Origin of the sequence: Dyadobacter subterraneus, assembly GCF_015221875.1 — a bacterium.
GTDB classification, from domain to species: Bacteria; Bacteroidota; Bacteroidia; order Cytophagales; family Spirosomataceae; genus Dyadobacter; species Dyadobacter subterraneus.
The window spans coordinates 752,602-770,007 of the sequence record NZ_JACYGY010000001.1; the positions used below are offsets into that span (position 1 = coordinate 752,602).

General features: G+C 40.0%; 16 protein-coding genes and 1 riboswitch. Of the genes, 9 read left to right on the plus strand and 7 right to left on the minus strand.

What is annotated here, in order from left to right; all coding sequences use genetic code 11:
- Positions 1–49 precede the first annotated feature (49 nt).
- Positions 50–838, minus strand: coding sequence for a PI-PLC domain-containing protein (locus IEE83_RS03275; RefSeq protein ID WP_194119194.1), 789 nt, complete (start codon positions 836–838; stop codon positions 50–52).
- A 248-nt stretch (positions 839–1,086) separates the two neighbouring features.
- Here IEE83_RS03275 and IEE83_RS03280 point away from each other — a divergent pair, with 248 nt between their 5' ends.
- The gene (locus IEE83_RS03280) at positions 1,087–2,784 is read left to right on the plus strand and encodes an amino acid permease (RefSeq protein ID WP_194119195.1); all 1,698 of its coding nucleotides are present in this window, start codon (positions 1,087–1,089) and stop codon (positions 2,782–2,784) included.
- 67 nt (positions 2,785–2,851) lie between these two features.
- On the opposite strand, the gene IEE83_RS03285 is transcribed toward IEE83_RS03280, so the two are convergent.
- Both IEE83_RS03285 and IEE83_RS03290 read right to left on the minus strand, forming a co-directional pair.
- Positions 2,852–3,292 carry a hypothetical protein gene (locus IEE83_RS03285; RefSeq protein ID WP_194119196.1) on the minus strand — a complete coding sequence of 147 codons (441 nt, stop codon included), beginning with the start codon at positions 3,290–3,292 and terminating at the stop codon, positions 2,852–2,854.
- A 22-nt stretch (positions 3,293–3,314) separates the two neighbouring features.
- Complete coding sequence (locus tag IEE83_RS03290) at positions 3,315–3,740, minus strand: hypothetical protein (RefSeq protein WP_194119197.1); 426 nt, start codon at positions 3,738–3,740, stop codon at positions 3,315–3,317.
- A 212-nt stretch (positions 3,741–3,952) separates the two neighbouring features.
- Between IEE83_RS03290 and IEE83_RS03295 the strand changes: the two genes are divergently transcribed.
- Entirely contained in the window at positions 3,953–5,356 is a 1,404-nt protein-coding gene (locus IEE83_RS03295) for a DUF1800 domain-containing protein (protein WP_194119198.1), read from the plus strand.
- Between the two features lie 20 nt (positions 5,357–5,376).
- Positions 5,377–6,582 (plus strand): DUF1501 domain-containing protein, encoded by a 1,206-nt coding sequence (locus IEE83_RS03300; protein ID WP_194119199.1) that lies wholly within the window; start codon positions 5,377–5,379, stop codon positions 6,580–6,582.
- Between the two features lie 301 nt (positions 6,583–6,883).
- Here the strand turns inward: IEE83_RS03300 and IEE83_RS03305 are convergent, their stop codons facing one another.
- Positions 6,884–8,224 (minus strand): sensor histidine kinase, encoded by a 1,341-nt coding sequence (locus IEE83_RS03305; RefSeq protein WP_194119200.1) that lies wholly within the window; start codon positions 8,222–8,224, stop codon positions 6,884–6,886.
- Positions 8,225–8,300: 76 nt separating this feature from the next.
- Complete coding sequence (gene hxpB, locus IEE83_RS03310) at positions 8,301–8,951, minus strand: hexitol phosphatase HxpB (protein WP_194119201.1); 651 nt, start codon at positions 8,949–8,951, stop codon at positions 8,301–8,303.
- A gap of 109 nt (positions 8,952–9,060) precedes the next feature.
- Positions 9,061–9,153: riboswitch (TPP riboswitch) on the plus strand.
- Between the two features lie 81 nt (positions 9,154–9,234).
- Here hxpB and thiM point away from each other — a divergent pair.
- From thiM to IEE83_RS03335, 5 genes are all read left to right on the plus strand, one after another.
- The gene (thiM, locus tag IEE83_RS03315; RefSeq protein WP_194119202.1) at positions 9,235–10,032 is read left to right on the plus strand and encodes a hydroxyethylthiazole kinase; all 798 of its coding nucleotides are present in this window, start codon (positions 9,235–9,237) and stop codon (positions 10,030–10,032) included.
- A gap of 387 nt (positions 10,033–10,419) precedes the next feature.
- The gene (gene thiE, locus IEE83_RS03320) at positions 10,420–11,043 is read left to right on the plus strand and encodes a thiamine phosphate synthase (protein WP_194119203.1); all 624 of its coding nucleotides are present in this window, start codon (positions 10,420–10,422) and stop codon (positions 11,041–11,043) included.
- Positions 11,040–11,870, plus strand: a complete 831-nt coding sequence (thiD, locus tag IEE83_RS03325) for a bifunctional hydroxymethylpyrimidine kinase/phosphomethylpyrimidine kinase (RefSeq protein ID WP_194119204.1) — start codon at positions 11,040–11,042, stop codon at positions 11,868–11,870. The genes thiE and thiD overlap by 4 nt, the downstream gene beginning before the upstream one ends.
- A 6-nt stretch (positions 11,871–11,876) precedes the next feature.
- Positions 11,877–12,527, plus strand: a complete 651-nt coding sequence (gene tenA, locus IEE83_RS03330; protein ID WP_194119205.1) for a thiaminase II — start codon at positions 11,877–11,879, stop codon at positions 12,525–12,527.
- A gap of 122 nt (positions 12,528–12,649) precedes the next feature.
- Positions 12,650–13,150 carry a pyridoxamine 5'-phosphate oxidase family protein gene (locus IEE83_RS03335; RefSeq protein ID WP_194119206.1) on the plus strand — a complete coding sequence of 167 codons (501 nt, stop codon included), beginning with the start codon at positions 12,650–12,652 and terminating at the stop codon, positions 13,148–13,150.
- Positions 13,151–13,368: 218 nt separating this feature from the next.
- Here the strand turns inward: IEE83_RS03335 and IEE83_RS03340 are convergent, their stop codons facing one another.
- Positions 13,369–13,908, minus strand: coding sequence for a YciE/YciF ferroxidase family protein (locus IEE83_RS03340; RefSeq protein ID WP_194119207.1), 540 nt, complete (start codon positions 13,906–13,908; stop codon positions 13,369–13,371).
- A 272-nt stretch (positions 13,909–14,180) separates the two neighbouring features.
- Here IEE83_RS03340 and IEE83_RS03345 point away from each other — a divergent pair, with 272 nt between their 5' ends.
- Positions 14,181–15,095, plus strand: coding sequence for an LEA/WHy family protein (locus tag IEE83_RS03345; RefSeq protein WP_194119208.1), 915 nt, complete (start codon positions 14,181–14,183; stop codon positions 15,093–15,095).
- A gap of 132 nt (positions 15,096–15,227) precedes the next feature.
- Here IEE83_RS03345 and IEE83_RS03350 read toward each other — a convergent pair whose 3' ends face one another.
- Positions 15,228–17,180, minus strand: coding sequence for a glycoside hydrolase family 127 protein (locus tag IEE83_RS03350; RefSeq protein WP_194119209.1), 1,953 nt, complete (start codon positions 17,178–17,180; stop codon positions 15,228–15,230).
- Positions 17,181–17,406 lie beyond the last annotated feature (226 nt).

Consider the following 17,406-nt stretch of genomic DNA (forward strand, 5'->3'; position numbering starts at 1 on the left):
GGTATTACTTACAGATTTATTAATCGGCCTACTAATTAGGATTTTATTTTTACTTACGTGGCGCAGTACGCAGATAGTCGCCCATTTGTATCACTTTTCCTGTATCGAGATAATCAACCTGAAGGCTCATCATGGTTTTCCAGGTATTGATATTGTCGGGTGTGTCCCAAAATCGAATTTTTTTATTTAAACCATGTGTTTTTTGAACAACCTTGGAAATCAGTTTTTTATCATTTTTTGGTAAAGATCCTTCACCGTTCCAACTGGTATATTTGGAAAACGACTGGCTTATCAGTGCAATCCGTTCCAGTTGCTGAGCTGTGTAGGTAATATCAGGATTGCCGTCAAAAGAAATATATGCGGGATACTGAAAGAATAATTCGGGTACCGGAATATTTCCACTGACAACAATTCTAATATTGCTGTTTGGTGAAGTTATTTCCGGATGTTTTTCCAGTTCTTTTACCAGCGCATCAAGGGTTTCAACGGCTTTGGTTTTTATATCAATCAGGAACTGGAATGGTACATCTTTTTGTGAATAGATCTGTCCGCCGTTTTTTTCCAGCTGCGCTGTAATGGGTTTAAGATAAAGCTTTTCAAAAGTTCTTTCCGGTGTGGTATCTTCAACATTATTGACAGAATACAAAATTCCGTTTTTCAGCATCAAATCTGTTTCAACAGAGCCAAACTGCTGATTGGAAGCTTCCAGAAAAGGTTTAAGCTGGCGGTTGTCATTGTGCGAATGTGCCTGCGCCGTAGTATATGACAAAATATTTTGTGCCCAGGCACTTTGTAAAAAAAAGGAAAAAATCAGCGTAGAACTCAGAGCACATTTCATAGCAAATACTTAAACAGGGCATAGGAAGAAGTAATCGTAAATATAAAGTTAAATTATCATTTACCGAATAGTAAGAAGGTTTTATCAATATGTATAAAATTGAATTTGTCAGGAAATTGAAAACAAAGAATTATCCTTGGAAATAGGATGATTAATTCAACAAATTTTGACCTGATAACATGATGATATAGGAATATCCTTATTTTCGCTTTTGTGTATCAAATAAATGGTTAATCTCACAAACCCGGATGGAAAAAAATACTTCACTATTTCGTAAAAAAACAGTTGAACAGATCTTAAAAGATGCTCATGCGAATGAAAATGGTGGATTAACCAAAATACTCGGCGTCAGGGATTTGGTATCGTTAGGTATTGCAGCCATTGTTGGTGCCGGAATTTTCAGTACCATCGGTTTGGCGAGTTATAACGGAGGTCCTGCGGTATCTCTCTTGTTTGTTTTTACCGCCATTGCATGCGTTTTCACTGCGTTGTCGTATGCACAATTTGCCAGTACAGTTCCGGTTTCAGGAAGTGCATATACCTACGCTTATGTCGCTTTTGGAGAACTTTTCGCCTGGATTATTGGCTGGGCTCTAATTCTTGAATATGCCGTTTCCAATATGGTAGTGGCCATTTCCTGGTCAAAATATTTTGTAAGTATGCTCGAAGGTTTCGGAATTGTTATTCCCGGATACCTTACAATAGATCCCGGTTCGGCAGCGGATGCATTTCAAAAATTGCAAAGTACAGGCATGGAATCACTTTCTGCTGCTGAGAAGTTAGGTGCGCTTGCTTATCAAACCGCACCGACTATTGGTGGTTTTCATCTCATTCTTGATCTGCCGGCCGGACTTATTACGGCTTTGGTAACCAGTCTGGTTTACATCGGGATAAAAGAATCCCGGACAGCCAGCAACATTATGGTTATTCTCAAAATCAGCGTGGTATTGCTGGTGATCTTTGCAGGAGCTTTTTATGTGAAACCGGAAAACTGGACACCGTTTGCGCCCAATGGAGTTAAAGGTGTTTTAAGTGGCGTGGCTGCCGTGTTTTTTGCATTTATCGGTTTTGACTCCATTTCTACCACCGCAGAAGAATGCCGGGATCCGCAGCGTGATATGCCCAAGGCAATGATTTATTGTTTAATGATCTGTACCGTTTTATATGTTTTGATCACGTTGGTTTTGACGGGAATGGTCAATTATAAAGAATTAAATGTCAGTGATCCGCTTGCATTCGTATTCCAAAGTATAGGGCTGGATTTTATGGCTGGCCTAATTTCGGTTAGTTCGGTTATCGCCATTACCAGTGCGCTGTTGGTATATCAGCTCGGTCAGCCGAGAATCTGGATGACGATGAGTCGTGATGGTTTGTTATGGAAAAAATTCTCTAAAATCCATCCAAAATTTCATACGCCTTCTTTTGCAACTGTCGTAACCGGATTGGTGGTAGGTATTCCCGCACTGTTTTTTAAGATGGATTTCTTTGTGGATTTAACCAGTGTCGGTACTTTTTTTGCTTTTATTCTGGTTTGCAGCGGCGTACTCTATCTGGATCATTCCGGGATTTCAAAACAATCGAAATTCAGAGTTCCTTACCTTAATGGCAAGTTTTTGGTTGGTTTTGGATTGTTGGCAGCAATTTTGGGACTTGCCTTTTACGGCCAGGATATTGTGGCAGAATGGAAAGGATTGACAGTGAGTGAAATTTTCGAACACAAATTCCTGACTGTCATTTTCTGGATAACCTGGATCATCCTTTCAGTACTTAGCTTTAAGCATAATTTCTCCATCCTTCCGGTTGCCGGAATTCTTACAAATCTTTATTTGATGACTGAACTTGGCGCGTCCAACTGGCTGATTTTCGTAATCTGGCTGGCGATCGGACTTGTTATTTATTTCAGTTACGGATATAAAAAGAGCAAGCTGGCAGGGAATGTTGAATGATAGATTGAGTGAATGATAAAATGGAATATCGAGTTGATTGCTCAATCCGGTATTCCATTTTTTTGTTTTATACTTTATTAATTTTGATTGAAATAACATAGTCCTCCTTTTTCTTTTGGACTTCCGTATTTGGAGATGGGGTTACGGATTGTAGCTCGATCTTATATTTTTCACCACCTAAATTTACATCTGAACTGGGCGGAATCTTGGTTCCGTCTTTTCCAGCCATGCAATACAAACAAAGTTGAACCGCTTTTTGCGATTTCTGGCTTTGGATATCCAGCAAAAGATCAACCGTTACAGAACCGCTCCAAATGCAATTGACATTTTCTGGACAACGTGAGTCGGCTACTTCTGTAAAAGTTGCCACCGTTTTTGTCGATTCATCAATGGTTAGTGGTTTCTGGTAATTTAACAATACTGTACCTTCCTGTAACGCTACTTTTTCCGTTTTGCAGGACGAAAGTCCCACAAGCAAAACCAGAAAGTAAATTGAATTCTGTATCATATCTTTTCTTCGAAATTGCGTGTTAAATCTTTTTAATATCAAGAGAAATTGCATAATCTGTTTTTTTTACTTCGGTTTGTGGCTTTGTCAAAGGTGATATGGATTTCAAAATAAAACGGTATCCCTGACCTGCGAAATTATAGTCCAACGTGTCCGGCACGATTTCACCACATCCAATACACATTTTTACATGATTCGTAATTCTTCCCTCAGTGGTAACGCCATCCAGGGACAGATCGACCTGAGCGAAACCGGCAACAAGACAATTAACTCCTTCGGGACAACGACTATCTGATACCTCAAAAAAAGTAAGTGATGCCGGCGGTACATCGTTGATCGTGACGGTTTCTTTATAACGAATCAAACCCTCTTCTTTTTTATCTACCGACGATTTTTGACAGGCACAAAGCAGAAATCCTCCCAACAAGATAAAGTATATTTTTCTCATTTTTCTTCGTTTTTAATAAGACTGATAAATATTAAAATTGGTTGTAATTACCTCTCATTTTTGATAGAAATATTTATTGATAAAATATAATAATATTTCATGAACGAAGCATGATGATTTCTTATTGATTTGATTGTTAATTATTTAAAATAGAATTTTTGCCGGCTTAAACCTTTGGCTATTTGGTCAGTCCAACAATAAAATACGTTCTTATGAAAGATTTAAAAATAAGTAATGACGTACTTCATTTGTACCGCAGAGCGGGGTTTGGAGGTTTGCCGGATAGAGATATTTCTATCAAAAAAGCGCTCAGCCAACTTTTTCACGACAGCGAGAATTTCACACCGATTGAAACGGTAAGTAAAGAATCCGAGCCGCCGCTGATGAGCGAAGGAATGATGTCGCCCGACCCGGATGCAGTGAAAAAAGAAAAGATGAAGAAAAACCGTGAAGAAATCCGGGAACTGAATCTGGCATGGATGTCCAAAATGGCAAAAGCTGAAACAATACTACGGGAACGAATGTCACTTTTTTGGCACGGCCACTTTGCTTGTCGTGTGCAGGATTCTGCTTTTGTGCAAAGCTATCTAAACACGATACGGAAAAATGCACTTGGTAATTTTGGTGAAATGCTGATGGCAGTTTCAAAAGAACCTGCTATGCTTCAATTTCTCAATAACCAGCAAAACAGAAAAAATAAACCGAATGAAAATTTTGCCAGGGAAGTCATGGAACTGTTCACGCTTGGCAGAGGAAATTATACTGAGAAAGATGTAAAGGAAGGCGCAAGGGCATTTACCGGTTGGGGATTTAATACCAAAGGTGAATTTGAATTCCGGGAAAAAGTACATGATAGTGATACGAAAAATTTTCTTGGCAAAACCGGTAATTTTCAGGGTGAGGATATTATCAAAATTCTCCTGGAACAAAAACAAACGGCAAGATTTATAACCGCTAAAATTTACCGGAATTTTGTGAGTGAAATTCCTGACGAGAAACGAATTGCTGACTTGTCTGAGGACTTTTACAAATCCGGTTACAACATCAGCCAGCTGATGCATAACATTTTTACAGCCAAATGGTTTTATGATGATGCCTCAAAAAACATGTTGATAAAATCGCCGGTTGAGTTGGTTATTGGTATTCAGCGTACATTAAATGCAGATTTTATCAATAAAGATCCGGTTTTGTATATCCAAAAAGTTTTGGGTCAAATTCTCTTTTATCCTCCCAATGTTGCTGGCTGGCCTGGAGGCAGAAACTGGATTGATAGTTCAAGTTTACTATTCAGGATGCAGCTTCCGAATTTGATGGCGGGCGTTACAACGCAGAAAATACAAGCCAAAGAAAGTGGCGATGTGAATGATCAGACAGTGAAGAAGAAAGGTGAAAATTCTAAAATCGATGTCGATTGGGATCAATGGGCAAAACGTTTTGAAACAATTGATAATCAGAAATTACCTGATTTTTTATGCGGGACATTGCTGGCAGTAAAACCGGCACCAACAGTTATGGCTGTAATTACGGGAAAAGAAACCGCTGTTGCCGACAGGACGCAGTACATAAGGAAACTGACATTAGCCATTATGGGCTTACCTGAATATCAAATCAGTTAATTTCATTAAATAAAATCGAAATGAAAAGACGTGATTTTATAAGAACTTCGCTTTTGGCAACAGCCGGAACGATGATGATTCCACAATTTCTGAAAGCGCATGAAGCTGGAATTTCCGCAGATCCAAATGGAAAGATTCTGGTTGTAATCCAGTTGTCTGGTGGCAATGACGGATTGAATACAGTGATTCCATATCGCAATGATATTTATTATCGGGAACGACCTGTTCTGGCGATTGAAAAAGAAAAGATATTAACGTTGAATGATGAAATAGCTTTAAACCCTGCATTAGAATCTCTCCGCAGACTTTATGATGATGGCCGGGTCAGGATTTTGAATAATGTAGGGTATCCAAATCCGGATCGATCACATTTCCGATCCATGGATATCTGGCAAACAGCGAGTAATGCGGATCAATATTTAAATACCGGCTGGCTTGGCCGTTACCTGGATTCTACCTGTGCAGGCTGCGAAATAAAACCGCATCATATGCTCGAAATTGACGATACGCTAAGTTTGGCAATGAAAGGAAGCAAGGCAAACGGATTAGCCATGCTGGATCCGCAAAAGCTATATCGCCAAACAAAAAACGGAATGGCCGGGAATCTTGCGAAAACAATCCATCATTCCGAGGATGATCATGATCAGGTAAGTTATTTATACAAAACACTGGCGGATACCGAATCCAGTGCAGATTATCTATATCAAAAAGGTCAGGTCAAAGGAAGTTACAGCGATTATCCGGATACTGAACTGGGAAAAAGTTTGAAAACGATAACTGAATTGATTGTTTCCGGTGTGGATACTCAGGTTTATTACGTTTCACTTTCTGGTTTTGACACGCATGTGGGACAAAGAAATCAGCAGGATAAATTATTAAAACAATATGCCGATGCGGTAAGTGTTTTTGTTGATGACCTGAAAAAACAAGGTCAACTGGACCGGACAATGATCATGACTTTTAGTGAATTTGGAAGGAGGGTAAAACAAAACGGGAGCAACGGAACGGATCATGGGACGGCAAATAACGTATTTCTGATCGGCGGTCCGCCTCGTGGTTCCCTAGTGTATAATGAAGCTCCGAATCTGGTGGATCTGGATGGTGGCGATTTGCGTTACACGCTAGATTTCAGGGATTTGTATTCCTCTTTGTTGAAAGATTGGCTGAATGCGGATGATGTGGCGGTTTTGGGAAAAAGCTTTTCGGGCTTGCAGGGGTTGGTTTAGGTTTCACAGAGGGACACAGAGCGGACTCCGCGCGGTTAAAAAGGGAGGGACACGGAGGTTTTGTTTTGAGATTGACCTTCCAGTAATAACTTTTTGTTACCCGTCGGACGGCGGAAAAAGCCGTCCGACGGGTTGCCCGTTCCAAAGTTTATTTCACTAGCCACCCGTCCGACGGTTTTTTCTACCGTCGGACGGGTAACAAAAAGTTGCTTATGAAGATGGAATTTGAATTTTATAAAAAACTCTATGTATCTCTTCTTAACCCGCGCGGCGTCCGCTCAGTGGTTCTCCGTGTAACCTATCAAATTACCAAAGAAAAAACAGTACCCTTCCCAACCTCAGACCTCACATTCAATTGTCCGCCATGCTGCTGCAAAATCTGACGGGAAAGACTTAGTCCAATACCTGACCCCGTTTTCTTCGTGGTATAAAAAGGGATAAAAATATTGTCAAGCGCTTCTGGTTCAATTCCATCACCATTATCTTCCACTTCAATTACCGTAACGCCATCCGTCACATAAGCATTGATAGAAATCATCCGGCTGGTTTGCGATGTGAAGGATTCAGAAGCATTTTTGATCAGATTGATCAGAACCTGCTGGATCTGTGCGCTGTCTGCTTTGAGCGAAAGTGTTTCCGGCTTGATATTAATTTGCCATAAAACACCAGCTGCTGTGAGGTCAGTTTGCAATAACTGCATCACATCATGGAGCAATTCTTTAACGGCTAATGTGGAAAAATTTGGTTTTGGTAATGTGGTGAAATCGCGGTAGGCATTTACGAATTGCATCATGCCTTTGCTTCTTTTTTCCAACGTTTGAAGCGCTTCTTTAAGGTCACCAACAGCTTCGTGATTTGAAGTACTTGGTTCAATATCTTCATTAACAATCAACCGCATTGTTCCAACCAGTGAGACAATCGGTGTCATGGAATTCATGATTTCGTGACGTAAAACACGGGTAAGATTTTGCCACGATTCAACTTCCTGTTGTTGAAGTTCAGTCTGGATATTTTGCAAAACCACAATCCTGACCCACTTTCCATGCATTTGAATAGCGGCTCCCTGCAAAGCAAGAGGCTGGTCTGCCGGCGTACGGTACAATTCACGGACACCGGAATTCAGATTGGCCAGCAATTCGTACAATCTGGGATGTTTATCTTCCAGTTCGCTAAGCTGGTGAAGCCGGTAAATGCCAAGCATCCGTAAAGCTGCGCTGTTGATAATATTAACCTGGCCAGTGCCGTCAAAAGTGATTAAACCAGTTCCGATATGCTGAACAATTGTATTCAGATATTGCAAACTGGCTTCTTTTTCTGCCCTTGCCTGACGAAAGGCCTGTAAAACTTCATTAAACTGCTGATTCAATTCCCTGAAGGTCGTACCCATGGTATTGTCCGCCCGGAAATTGATCGTAAAATCAGAATAGCGAACGGATTCCAGAAAATAGATTAGCTTTCTGTTCACCTTCGTTACATAATTGTAAAGTAAAGAAGCCTGAACAAAAACCACGATCGAGCCCAAAATATAGATCAGACCTTCATTGGTATGAAATTCAACCAACCGGAACAAAAGGATAACTGTCAGAATAATAACTGTTATCCGGACGGCAATCATAATACTGAAATGGCGGAGACCGGTCATGCTGATCTGATTTTTCTATGGCTAAGGAACTCTCTTTGAAGAAAATTTTTCTTCCGGACTAATATCGCATTTATTCTTAAACTCCAACCGCCAGAATATCAAATTCTTCCAGTGAGCGCAATTTGTAATGGGCAAGATCAAATTTCGGATCGTCGTAAACTTCCGGATTTGGAACACAAATAGTGATCATTTTAGCAGCATAAGCAGAACGAAGACCCGTAAAAGAATCTTCAAATGCAATACACTCATGCACAGGAATTCCCAGTTTTGCCGCCGTCGAAATGTATACTGCCGGATGTGGTTTGGTATGCTCTTCCAGTTCACCAGAATGCCAGGTATCAAAATAATCAATGATTTCCAGTCTGCGCAAAACCGCCTCAATCAACTCCATATGAGAAGCAGAAGCAACGGCCAGTTTTATTTTTTCAGCATGAAGGTTTTTGATCAGGTCAATCGCGCCGGGCATCGCTTTGGCGTTTGCAATAATGTTTTTGTGTGCGATAGTTAAAATATCATTTTCAAGTTCAGCGCGGTCCGGCGTGTTCCAGGGCTGAATGCGGTAGCAGAATTCCAGAAATAATTTTATCGACAAGCCGGTTGTCTGAAGTTTCAGGTCGTGTGTAAGTTTGAAATTAACTTTTTGCATCACTTCGGTTGCCGCTTCGGTCCAGATTGGTTCTGAATCGATAAGCAATCCATCCATGTCAAATATTGCCGCTTTAATCATTAGTAAAAAAAATAGAAATTTAGATGTGAGATAGCAAGGATAAGAAAAACCGGTGTTAAAAACACTTTCAGTTTTTAATAATGACCAAAACTACTACATTCGCAGATAAGAATGGCTTTAGGGGTGTCCGAAATTGGACTGAGAAATACCCTTTGAACCTGAAACAGTTTGTACTGTCGTAGGAAAAAGCGTTTAAACAGAAGTTTTCACTTTTGTTATCTCAATTCCGGGTACAGCTGTCCAGGCGTCCATTCGTTTTGTTTTCTTACAAAACCCGGTAAAAATGAAATTAAATCTTGCAGAGAACCTGACTGAATTAAGAGCAAAATCGCCTCTTGTTCATAATATTACAAATTTTGTTGTGATGAATTACACCGCCAATGCGCTCCTGGCGATTGGTGCTTCTCCGGTTATGGCGCATGCTGTGGAAGAGGTTGAAGATATGGTTGCCATTGCCGGCGCTTTGGTAATTAACATCGGAACGCTTTCACCGATCTGGGTGGAAGGAATGAAAAAAGCGATGCTGGCTGCTGTGAAATTTGGAAAACCCATTATTCTGGATCCGGTTGGTGCAGGTGCTACGGCTTACCGGAATGTTACACTTTCAGAATTATTGAATACAGCGTCTCCCAGTTTAATTCGTGGAAATGCTTCTGAAATCCTTGCTTTGGCTGGAAGTAACATTCAGACAAAAGGAGTTGATAGTACGGCAAATTCGACGGATAGTTTGCAAGCTGCGAAATTGTTAAGCGAAAAATATGGCTGCGTGGTTAGTGTGAGTGGTGCGACGGATGTGATCGTGAGCGGTGAAAAAGTAGCTTACGTTGATAATGGCGTTTCGCTTATGACCAAAGTTACAGGTATGGGTTGTTCTGCTTCAGCCATTGCGGGAGCATTTTTCGCAATTCAGGAGGATGGTTTTGAAGCGGCCATTTCGGCGGCCGCGATGATGGGTGTTTGTGGTGAAAAAGCATTTGAAAAAACAAAATCACCGGGGTCATTTCAAATTGCGTTTTTGGATTCATTATCGGAATTGTCGCCGGAAGAGCTGGTGGAATTGGCGGTTGTAAGGTTGTTATAGTTTTTGATTAACGTTAGAATTTGGTCAGCAAATAATGTAGAGAAATTGGTTGAATGATTATGTCACCCCGTCGGGGTTGTAAAAAACAGATCGTAATATCTTTTCTATAAAAATGTCATCCCTTCGGGATTTTAACCAATTGACTTTCTATGATTTGGGCAATGATTCGAAAAATCTTTTCCAAGACAATACGATTCATTCAATTGCAAGAAAAATATCAAATTCAATTTCGGATTGTACCATTTATGACTTTCAACTAGCCACAATCCCGAAGGGATGAAATTATTATATTAAAAAAATCTAACGAACCGTTCCAAAACCCCGGAGGGGTGACATAATACACTCAACCAACCTCCGTAAATTCCTGAATTACAAAAAATAGAATTTATGCAACTATACCTCGTAACCGATGAAAATGCCTGCCTCGGCAGAGACATATTCCGGGTTGTGGAAGAAGCCGTAAAAGGTGGCGTCACCATGGTTCAGCTTCGGGAAAAATCTTTGGGAACCCGTGCTTTCATTGACCGGGCGAAAAAGATGAAAGATATACTTCATCCATATCATGTCCCGCTAATCATAAATGATCGGGTAGATGTTGCATTGGCCTGCGATGCTGATGGTGTTCATGTTGGACAAAGTGATATGCCTTATGAAATATTAAAAGATTTATTGCCGCCAGATAAAATAATCGGTCTGTCAGCTGAAACAAAAGAAGATGTAATTGAGGCTGAAAATCTTAATTTAACTTACCTCGCCGTGAGTCCATTATTTTCAACTCCTTCAAAAACAGATACTTTGGCGCCCTGGGGAATGGACGGTTTAAAATGGGTTAAAGCGCACAGCAAAAATCCACTTGTGGTGATCGGCGGACTAAATGAATCAAATGTTGTCGAGGCAATTTCCAATGGAGCAGAAGGCATTGCAGTTATTTCAGCCATTTGCAGTGCGGCTTCACCTTTCAAAGCCGCGAAATTTTTAAAATCCATGATTAACAACACTAATAAAATATGAAGCGCTATCCCACAGTACTCACCATTGCCGGATCCGATAGCGGGGGAGGTGCCGGAATTCAGGCCGATCTTAAAACAATTGCAGCTTTGGGTGCTTATGGCACTTCTGCGATCACGGCATTGACTGCGCAAAACACAACACGAGTCAGGGCCATTCATCCGGTGCCAGGTGCGTTTTTGAAATCTCAGCTGGAAGCCGTTTTTGAAGATATCATGATCGATTCAGTCAAAATTGGTATGATCAATACCGTTGAGACGGCCGAGATAATCGCAGAAATTCTCGATCGTTTTAAGCCCGGATTTGTGATTTTTGATCCTGTAATGGTTTCAACAAGTGGTTCAAAACTGATTCAGGATGAAACTATTGATGTTTTGTGGAAAGAATTATTTCCCCGCGCAGACTTAATTACACCGAATCTGGATGAGGCTAAAATTCTGGTTGGAAGAGAAATCGGTAATACGGATGACATGGTAGTCGCTGCTGAGGAAATGATTGAAAAAGGTTGTCAGGCCGTTTTACTAAAAGGTGGACATTTAATCGCTCCCAAATTATTCGATGTTTTTGTTCAAAAAGGGGAGAAACCTCAGATTTTTGAAAGTGAGTATATCGAAAGTAAAAACGTCCACGGGACTGGCTGCACACTTTCTTCTGCCATTGCAACTTATGTCGCGCTTGGAAATTCACTAACCGAATCCATCCGTTTGGCCAAAATTTATATCGCCGGAGCGATTGAAGCAGGGAAAAATATTACAACCGGCAAGGGCTCCGGTCCGCTAAATCATTCATTTTCTCCACAAGTAATGCAAATCCGAAATTACGATAATTAACATCCTATGAAATTTACAGATCATCTCTGGAACGAGGCATTACCAATTTATAATAAAATTCAGGATCATCCTTTTAATCAGGAAATGAAAACCGGAACATTGCCGGTTGAAAAATTCAAATTCTATATTTATCAGGATTCATTATATCTCGCTGATTTCGCGAAGGCACTTGCAACTGCGGGAACCAGGGCCGGAACAAGTCAGGAATTGCTCGATTTTCTTCAATTTGCCCAAAACGCGATCATCGTTGAGCGAATTTTACATGAAAGTTATTTCAAAGAATATATCATTGATTTTGATAGCGGAAAAGCTCCCGGCTGTTTTGCTTACACCAATTACTTGTTGTCCGCAGCGGCTTATGAATCCTTCGAAGTTTCGGTAGCAGCTCTACTTCCATGTTTCTGGATTTACAAGAAAATCGGCGACTATATTTATGCACATCAGAGTTCTCCAAATCCATATCAAAACTGGATTGACGCTTATGCAGGGGAAGAATTTGCCGCATCCGTTGAAAAAGCGTTGTCGATTTGTAACAATCTGGCGGACAATGCTTCGGAAAATGTGAGGAAAAAAATGACAGAAGCTTATATAATCGCTTCCAAACTTGAATACGTTTTTTGGGATAGTGCGTATCAGCTCGAAAACTGGAAGGTTTAATAAAAATTGCGTTTTCTAAATTGCAGGCGAACGCTCTTATTGCTATGCTTTGCCACTTTTGGAACGGTTATTTTAATTGTGTGTGTAATTCATATTCATCACAGACTTAAAATTAAATAGTTATGGAAAAGAACCTTCAAAGTTCGGAAGCAATAAAAAAATTAAAATCATTGGTTGAAGATATTCGTTTTTGCATGTACACAACCTATGAGAATGGTAAAATCGAATCGCGTCCTATGACCACTCTGGAAGTAGATGAGGAAGGAAATGCCTGGTTTTTTACAAGCAAACAAACTGAAATCGGCCAGGAGACAGGAAGTGGGGAAGAAGTTACTTTGATTTACTCACATCCGGGAGATAATACGTATCTAAGTGTGACAGGTTACGCTACAATCGTTGAGGACGAACAGAAAAAAGAAGAATTGTGGAGCCCGTTATCAAAAGCCTGGTTTCCGGAAGGAAAGGAAGATCCAAATCTGGTAGTGCTTAAAGTAACTACGGATGAGGCCGCATATTGGGATAGCCCATCTTCCAAAATGGTTGTTTTCTTTTCAATGGTAAAAGCAGCTGTTACCGGACATCAAGGTGATCCGGGAGATCATGGAAAACTTAATCTGGCTTAATAATTCAGCTGAATTATTAAGATAGTATATTAAATCGCCAGTCAGAGTTTGTTCATTATGACGAACTTTTGACGGGCGATTTTTCTATATGTGATAGAGAAAAAAAATTTTTAGATAAACATCTAAAAAAAAGACTTACACAGCGTTTATTATAAAAAAACGCTGGAAATAAGGTAATTAACCTCAATCCAGCGCTCTATTATGAAGGAAAGGAAATACTATTCCTGATTAGCTTCTTCGTTTACATACGTTTCAGCCAGTTCGGTTAATTTATGATCTGTCGTTCCCTCCTCATCCAATGTAGTTTGAAGAATATTGGCTACGTCTTCATGACCCAATGTTCTTGCAATGTTTCTAAGCGTTCCGTAAGAAGCAATTTCGTAATGCTCAACTTTTTGCGCTGCCATAATTAATCCGCAATCGCGTACCATTGTGCCTTTGTCAGTGCTTTCCGTAATTTCGTCAGCTTCTTTCAGTAATCCGTTCATGGCTTCACATTTTTTCGCCTGAGCTTTTTCGCCGATTATTCCGAAAATTTCTTCCAGGCGACTTGCATGTTCTTCCGTTTCCGTTGTATGTTTTTCGAAAGCAGCTTTCAATTCGTCAGAAGTCGCAGCTTTTTCCATTTTTACCAGTGCCTTAGCCAAATGCTTTTCAGCCCAGTAGATATCTTTCAAACCGTCGATAAAAAGTTCAGTCAACTTTTCATGATCCTTTTCACTGATTGTGTTCGTTACTTTACTTTTTGCAGTTTTCATGATTATAATAGTTTAATTTTTAAGTAGTTGATGGTAATTGGTTATTTGTAATACTATGGCTTCTAGTAAATATTCATACCAAACCAGACATTCATTTCTGTATTCATTTTGAATAACTTAATGAAGACATATATCCACAACTATTTTTTAAATGGATTTCAATAGGCGCAAAAACTCCTCAAAGCATTACATGAAAACTGGAAATAATACAGATGGAATTGAAGAATGATTTTTGGGCGGGCAGCTTCCATAATCAAATTAACACTGCACTTATGACGGACCGCTCAAAAACATCATCTCTTTTAATTATAATCCTGGTTTTACTGATCGGTGTTGGAGTTGCCTTTTTTCTTTATAAATCAAAAAATGCCAATCCGGTTTCCGGCCTGAAACCGAAGGTAGAAATGAGTATCAGTAAAATAACCCATGTGACAGACAGTACCATGGAAATGTCTCTTAAATTATTGGTAGACAATCCATTGCCAGTCGGGCTGGATATCAAAAATTTTAGATATCTGGTAAAAATGAATGGAGTGAAAATCATTGAAAGTGATTATGCAGATTCTCTCGTATTGAAATCGCAGGATACTACGACGGTTACGCTACCGACTAAAATTGAGGTTAAGAAACTGGTGACAGTGAGTAAAAAAAGTGCGGCGGTAGGAGAGGATAGTGCTGATTATCATTTCGAAACATATTTGCATCTTGCAAAACCATTTTTAGGAAAAGACACGCTGCATTTTGATCAGGATAAAAGACTTCCACTTATTCGTTTACCAAAAGTGGAAATGGAAGATTTTGATATTGAAAAGTTCCGGTTAAGTAATTCTGACATATCCATTAAATTAAAACTCATAAATCCCAACGCATTCTCAGTTGAATTCCGGGATCCTTCTTATGTTTTTGATTTGGGAAAGCAAAAAGGACTGGCAAAAGGATCAGTAAAAGGTGTTACCAAGGTGAAGGCAAAGAGCAGTCAAATGTTTGAAATACCAGTGGAAGTTGGAATGGGAAAAGCGTTAAAAACCGCCGGCGCATTAATTTTCAAAGGCAAAAGTTTACCATTCAAAATGTATTTCAAATGCAGACTGGTATCCGACAACGATATCATGAAAAACAGCGACATGAGCATGATCATGGAGGGAGAATTAAAAGACCTCGAAAAACTAAAAAAGAATATCAAGTAAAAAGAAAAATATAATCCTAAACCAAAAATGCCACGACTCAATTACGGTCGTGGCATCCCAATGAGCAACCCATTCTATCATTCTATCATTCTATCATTCTATCATTCTATCATTCACTCATTCAAAATTCTATCATTGCTTCTCGTCAAACCAGATTGTCATCTCATTAGCGCCTCGATTTGCCCAGGCATAATAAGGAATCAATACGGCTGATTTTGTATCATTTGATTTCAAAACGGTAAGTCCGCCGAGGAAATCTTTTTGGTATTCGGAGGTAAATGCCTGATTGGGAGCAATGTTCATGGAAAGAGCTTTTCCATTGTTATCTTTTCCTTCTGCACAATACAAAACCGGACCGCGTTCAATGGCAACCTTTCCTTTATTCGTTTTGATATTTGCATTCGCAATCACTTTTCTAACTGGCATGTCCAAAGCAAGCGTCACCACATCACCCGATTTCCACTGACGGTTTAATTTGATATAACCATTTTCAATCGTTGCAGGCATATTTTTGCCATTTATTGTTAGCACGACAGGTTTTGCTGCTTTATCCAGATAAGTATATAAATCCCCCGGAATCGCCTGTCCGTTAGCCCAGCCCGGAATTCTTATTGAAACCGGAAAAGTGGCAGATTTTGCTGGTGAAACGGTGATTTTGATATTTCCATCCCAGGGATAATTTGTTTTCTGATTAATTTTTACCTGATTATTATTCACATTCAATTCCGATTCGCTATCCATAAAAAGGTTGACGAGCAATTCGTTAGCTTTTGTTGCATATACATAGCCAGGTAAGGACGGCAGAAAACGGGTAACATTGGTCGGGCAGCAGGCACAGGCAAACCACTCATGACGCGTGGCGCCAGATCCATGACCAAAATCATTTATGCCATTAGAAGCCATTGGATTAACATAAAAAAATTCATTGCCAGAAACGGACATGCCTCCGAGAAATCCGTTATATAAAGTCCTTTCAAAAACATCCATATACTTGGATTCGCCGGTGTACAAAAACATTTTATGATTCCAGATCAGATTGGCTACTGCTGAACATGTTTCCGCATAAGCATTGTCATTGGGTAAAACGTAAGCTGCGTCAAAAGCCTCACCATCCGCTCTTGCTCCAACACCACCGGTGATATATTGTTTTTTTGTAGTAGCATCATTCCAAAGGCTATGAATGGCTTTACTGTATTGTGGATCATCATTGATCGTGAGCATATCTGCAATACCTGCATATAAATACTGCGCACGAACAGCATGTCCAACTGCCTCGGTTTGTTTTACAACCGGTTTTTGATCCTGAAAATAAGAAGGGCCAAGTTTATGTTCATCAAGAAAAAGCGTCCGTTTATCAGAGCGACCGCGCATGTCTACAAAGAAATGTGCAAGATCCAGATATTCCTTTTTATTGGTTGTGCGGTATAGTCTCACAAGAGCAATTTCAATTTCTTCATGCCCCGGCACCACGATCATTTGTCCGGGTTTCGGGCCGATTGTTTTTACAAGATGATCTGCGTTTTTGGTAGCAATATTCAGCAAAGTCTTTTTTCCGGTGGCGTTGTAATGGGCAACGGCAGCTTCATAAAGATGCCCCACAATGTAGAGTTCATGGCTGCCGTTTTCAAAAGAATATCGGGAAGGACCGGCAATCCAGTCATAAGATCCGGTTGTGTCTTTGTTAATTGTTCTGATGGTATACAAGTATCCGTCAGGTTCCTGAGCAGCGGCGAAAAGTACGATCAGACTATCCAGGTAACGATCCAGTTTGGCGTCATAATGATTTTGAAGTGAGTAAGCAGCACCTTCAACGACTTTAAAAACATCAGAATCATCAAATCTCGTCCCCTGAAAAACACCTTTTTTTAATCCTCCGGCAACTGCAAAATTATCAATCCGACCTGTTTGTTCACATTCCTGAAAAACGTGAGGAATCGTTACAGTTCGTCCGGTTTCCAGTTTTTCATGCCAAAATCCCTGATGCAATTTTACATTTTTAAGCGGGACGGAGATTATGGAATTATCCTGGGCAAAACTTATTTGTGTCAAAAAAAGAAGAAAAATCAGCTTGCAATACTTTATCATTAGTTAAAAATTGAAATGTGAAGTTCGTTAACATAACGATAAAAGGCGTAAAAAATATGCCAAAGGGGCTGTCGGCTTTCGGCAATCGGCTTTCCATTGGTTAGGAATAACAAGATTTAAGCTGTTTATGCAATCCGGTAAATCGAAAACTTTGTATGCCATCCCGAACTATTCAACATCACTTTCAACCTCGCCGCCGGTCTTAACTTTCAACTCTCCACTTTCA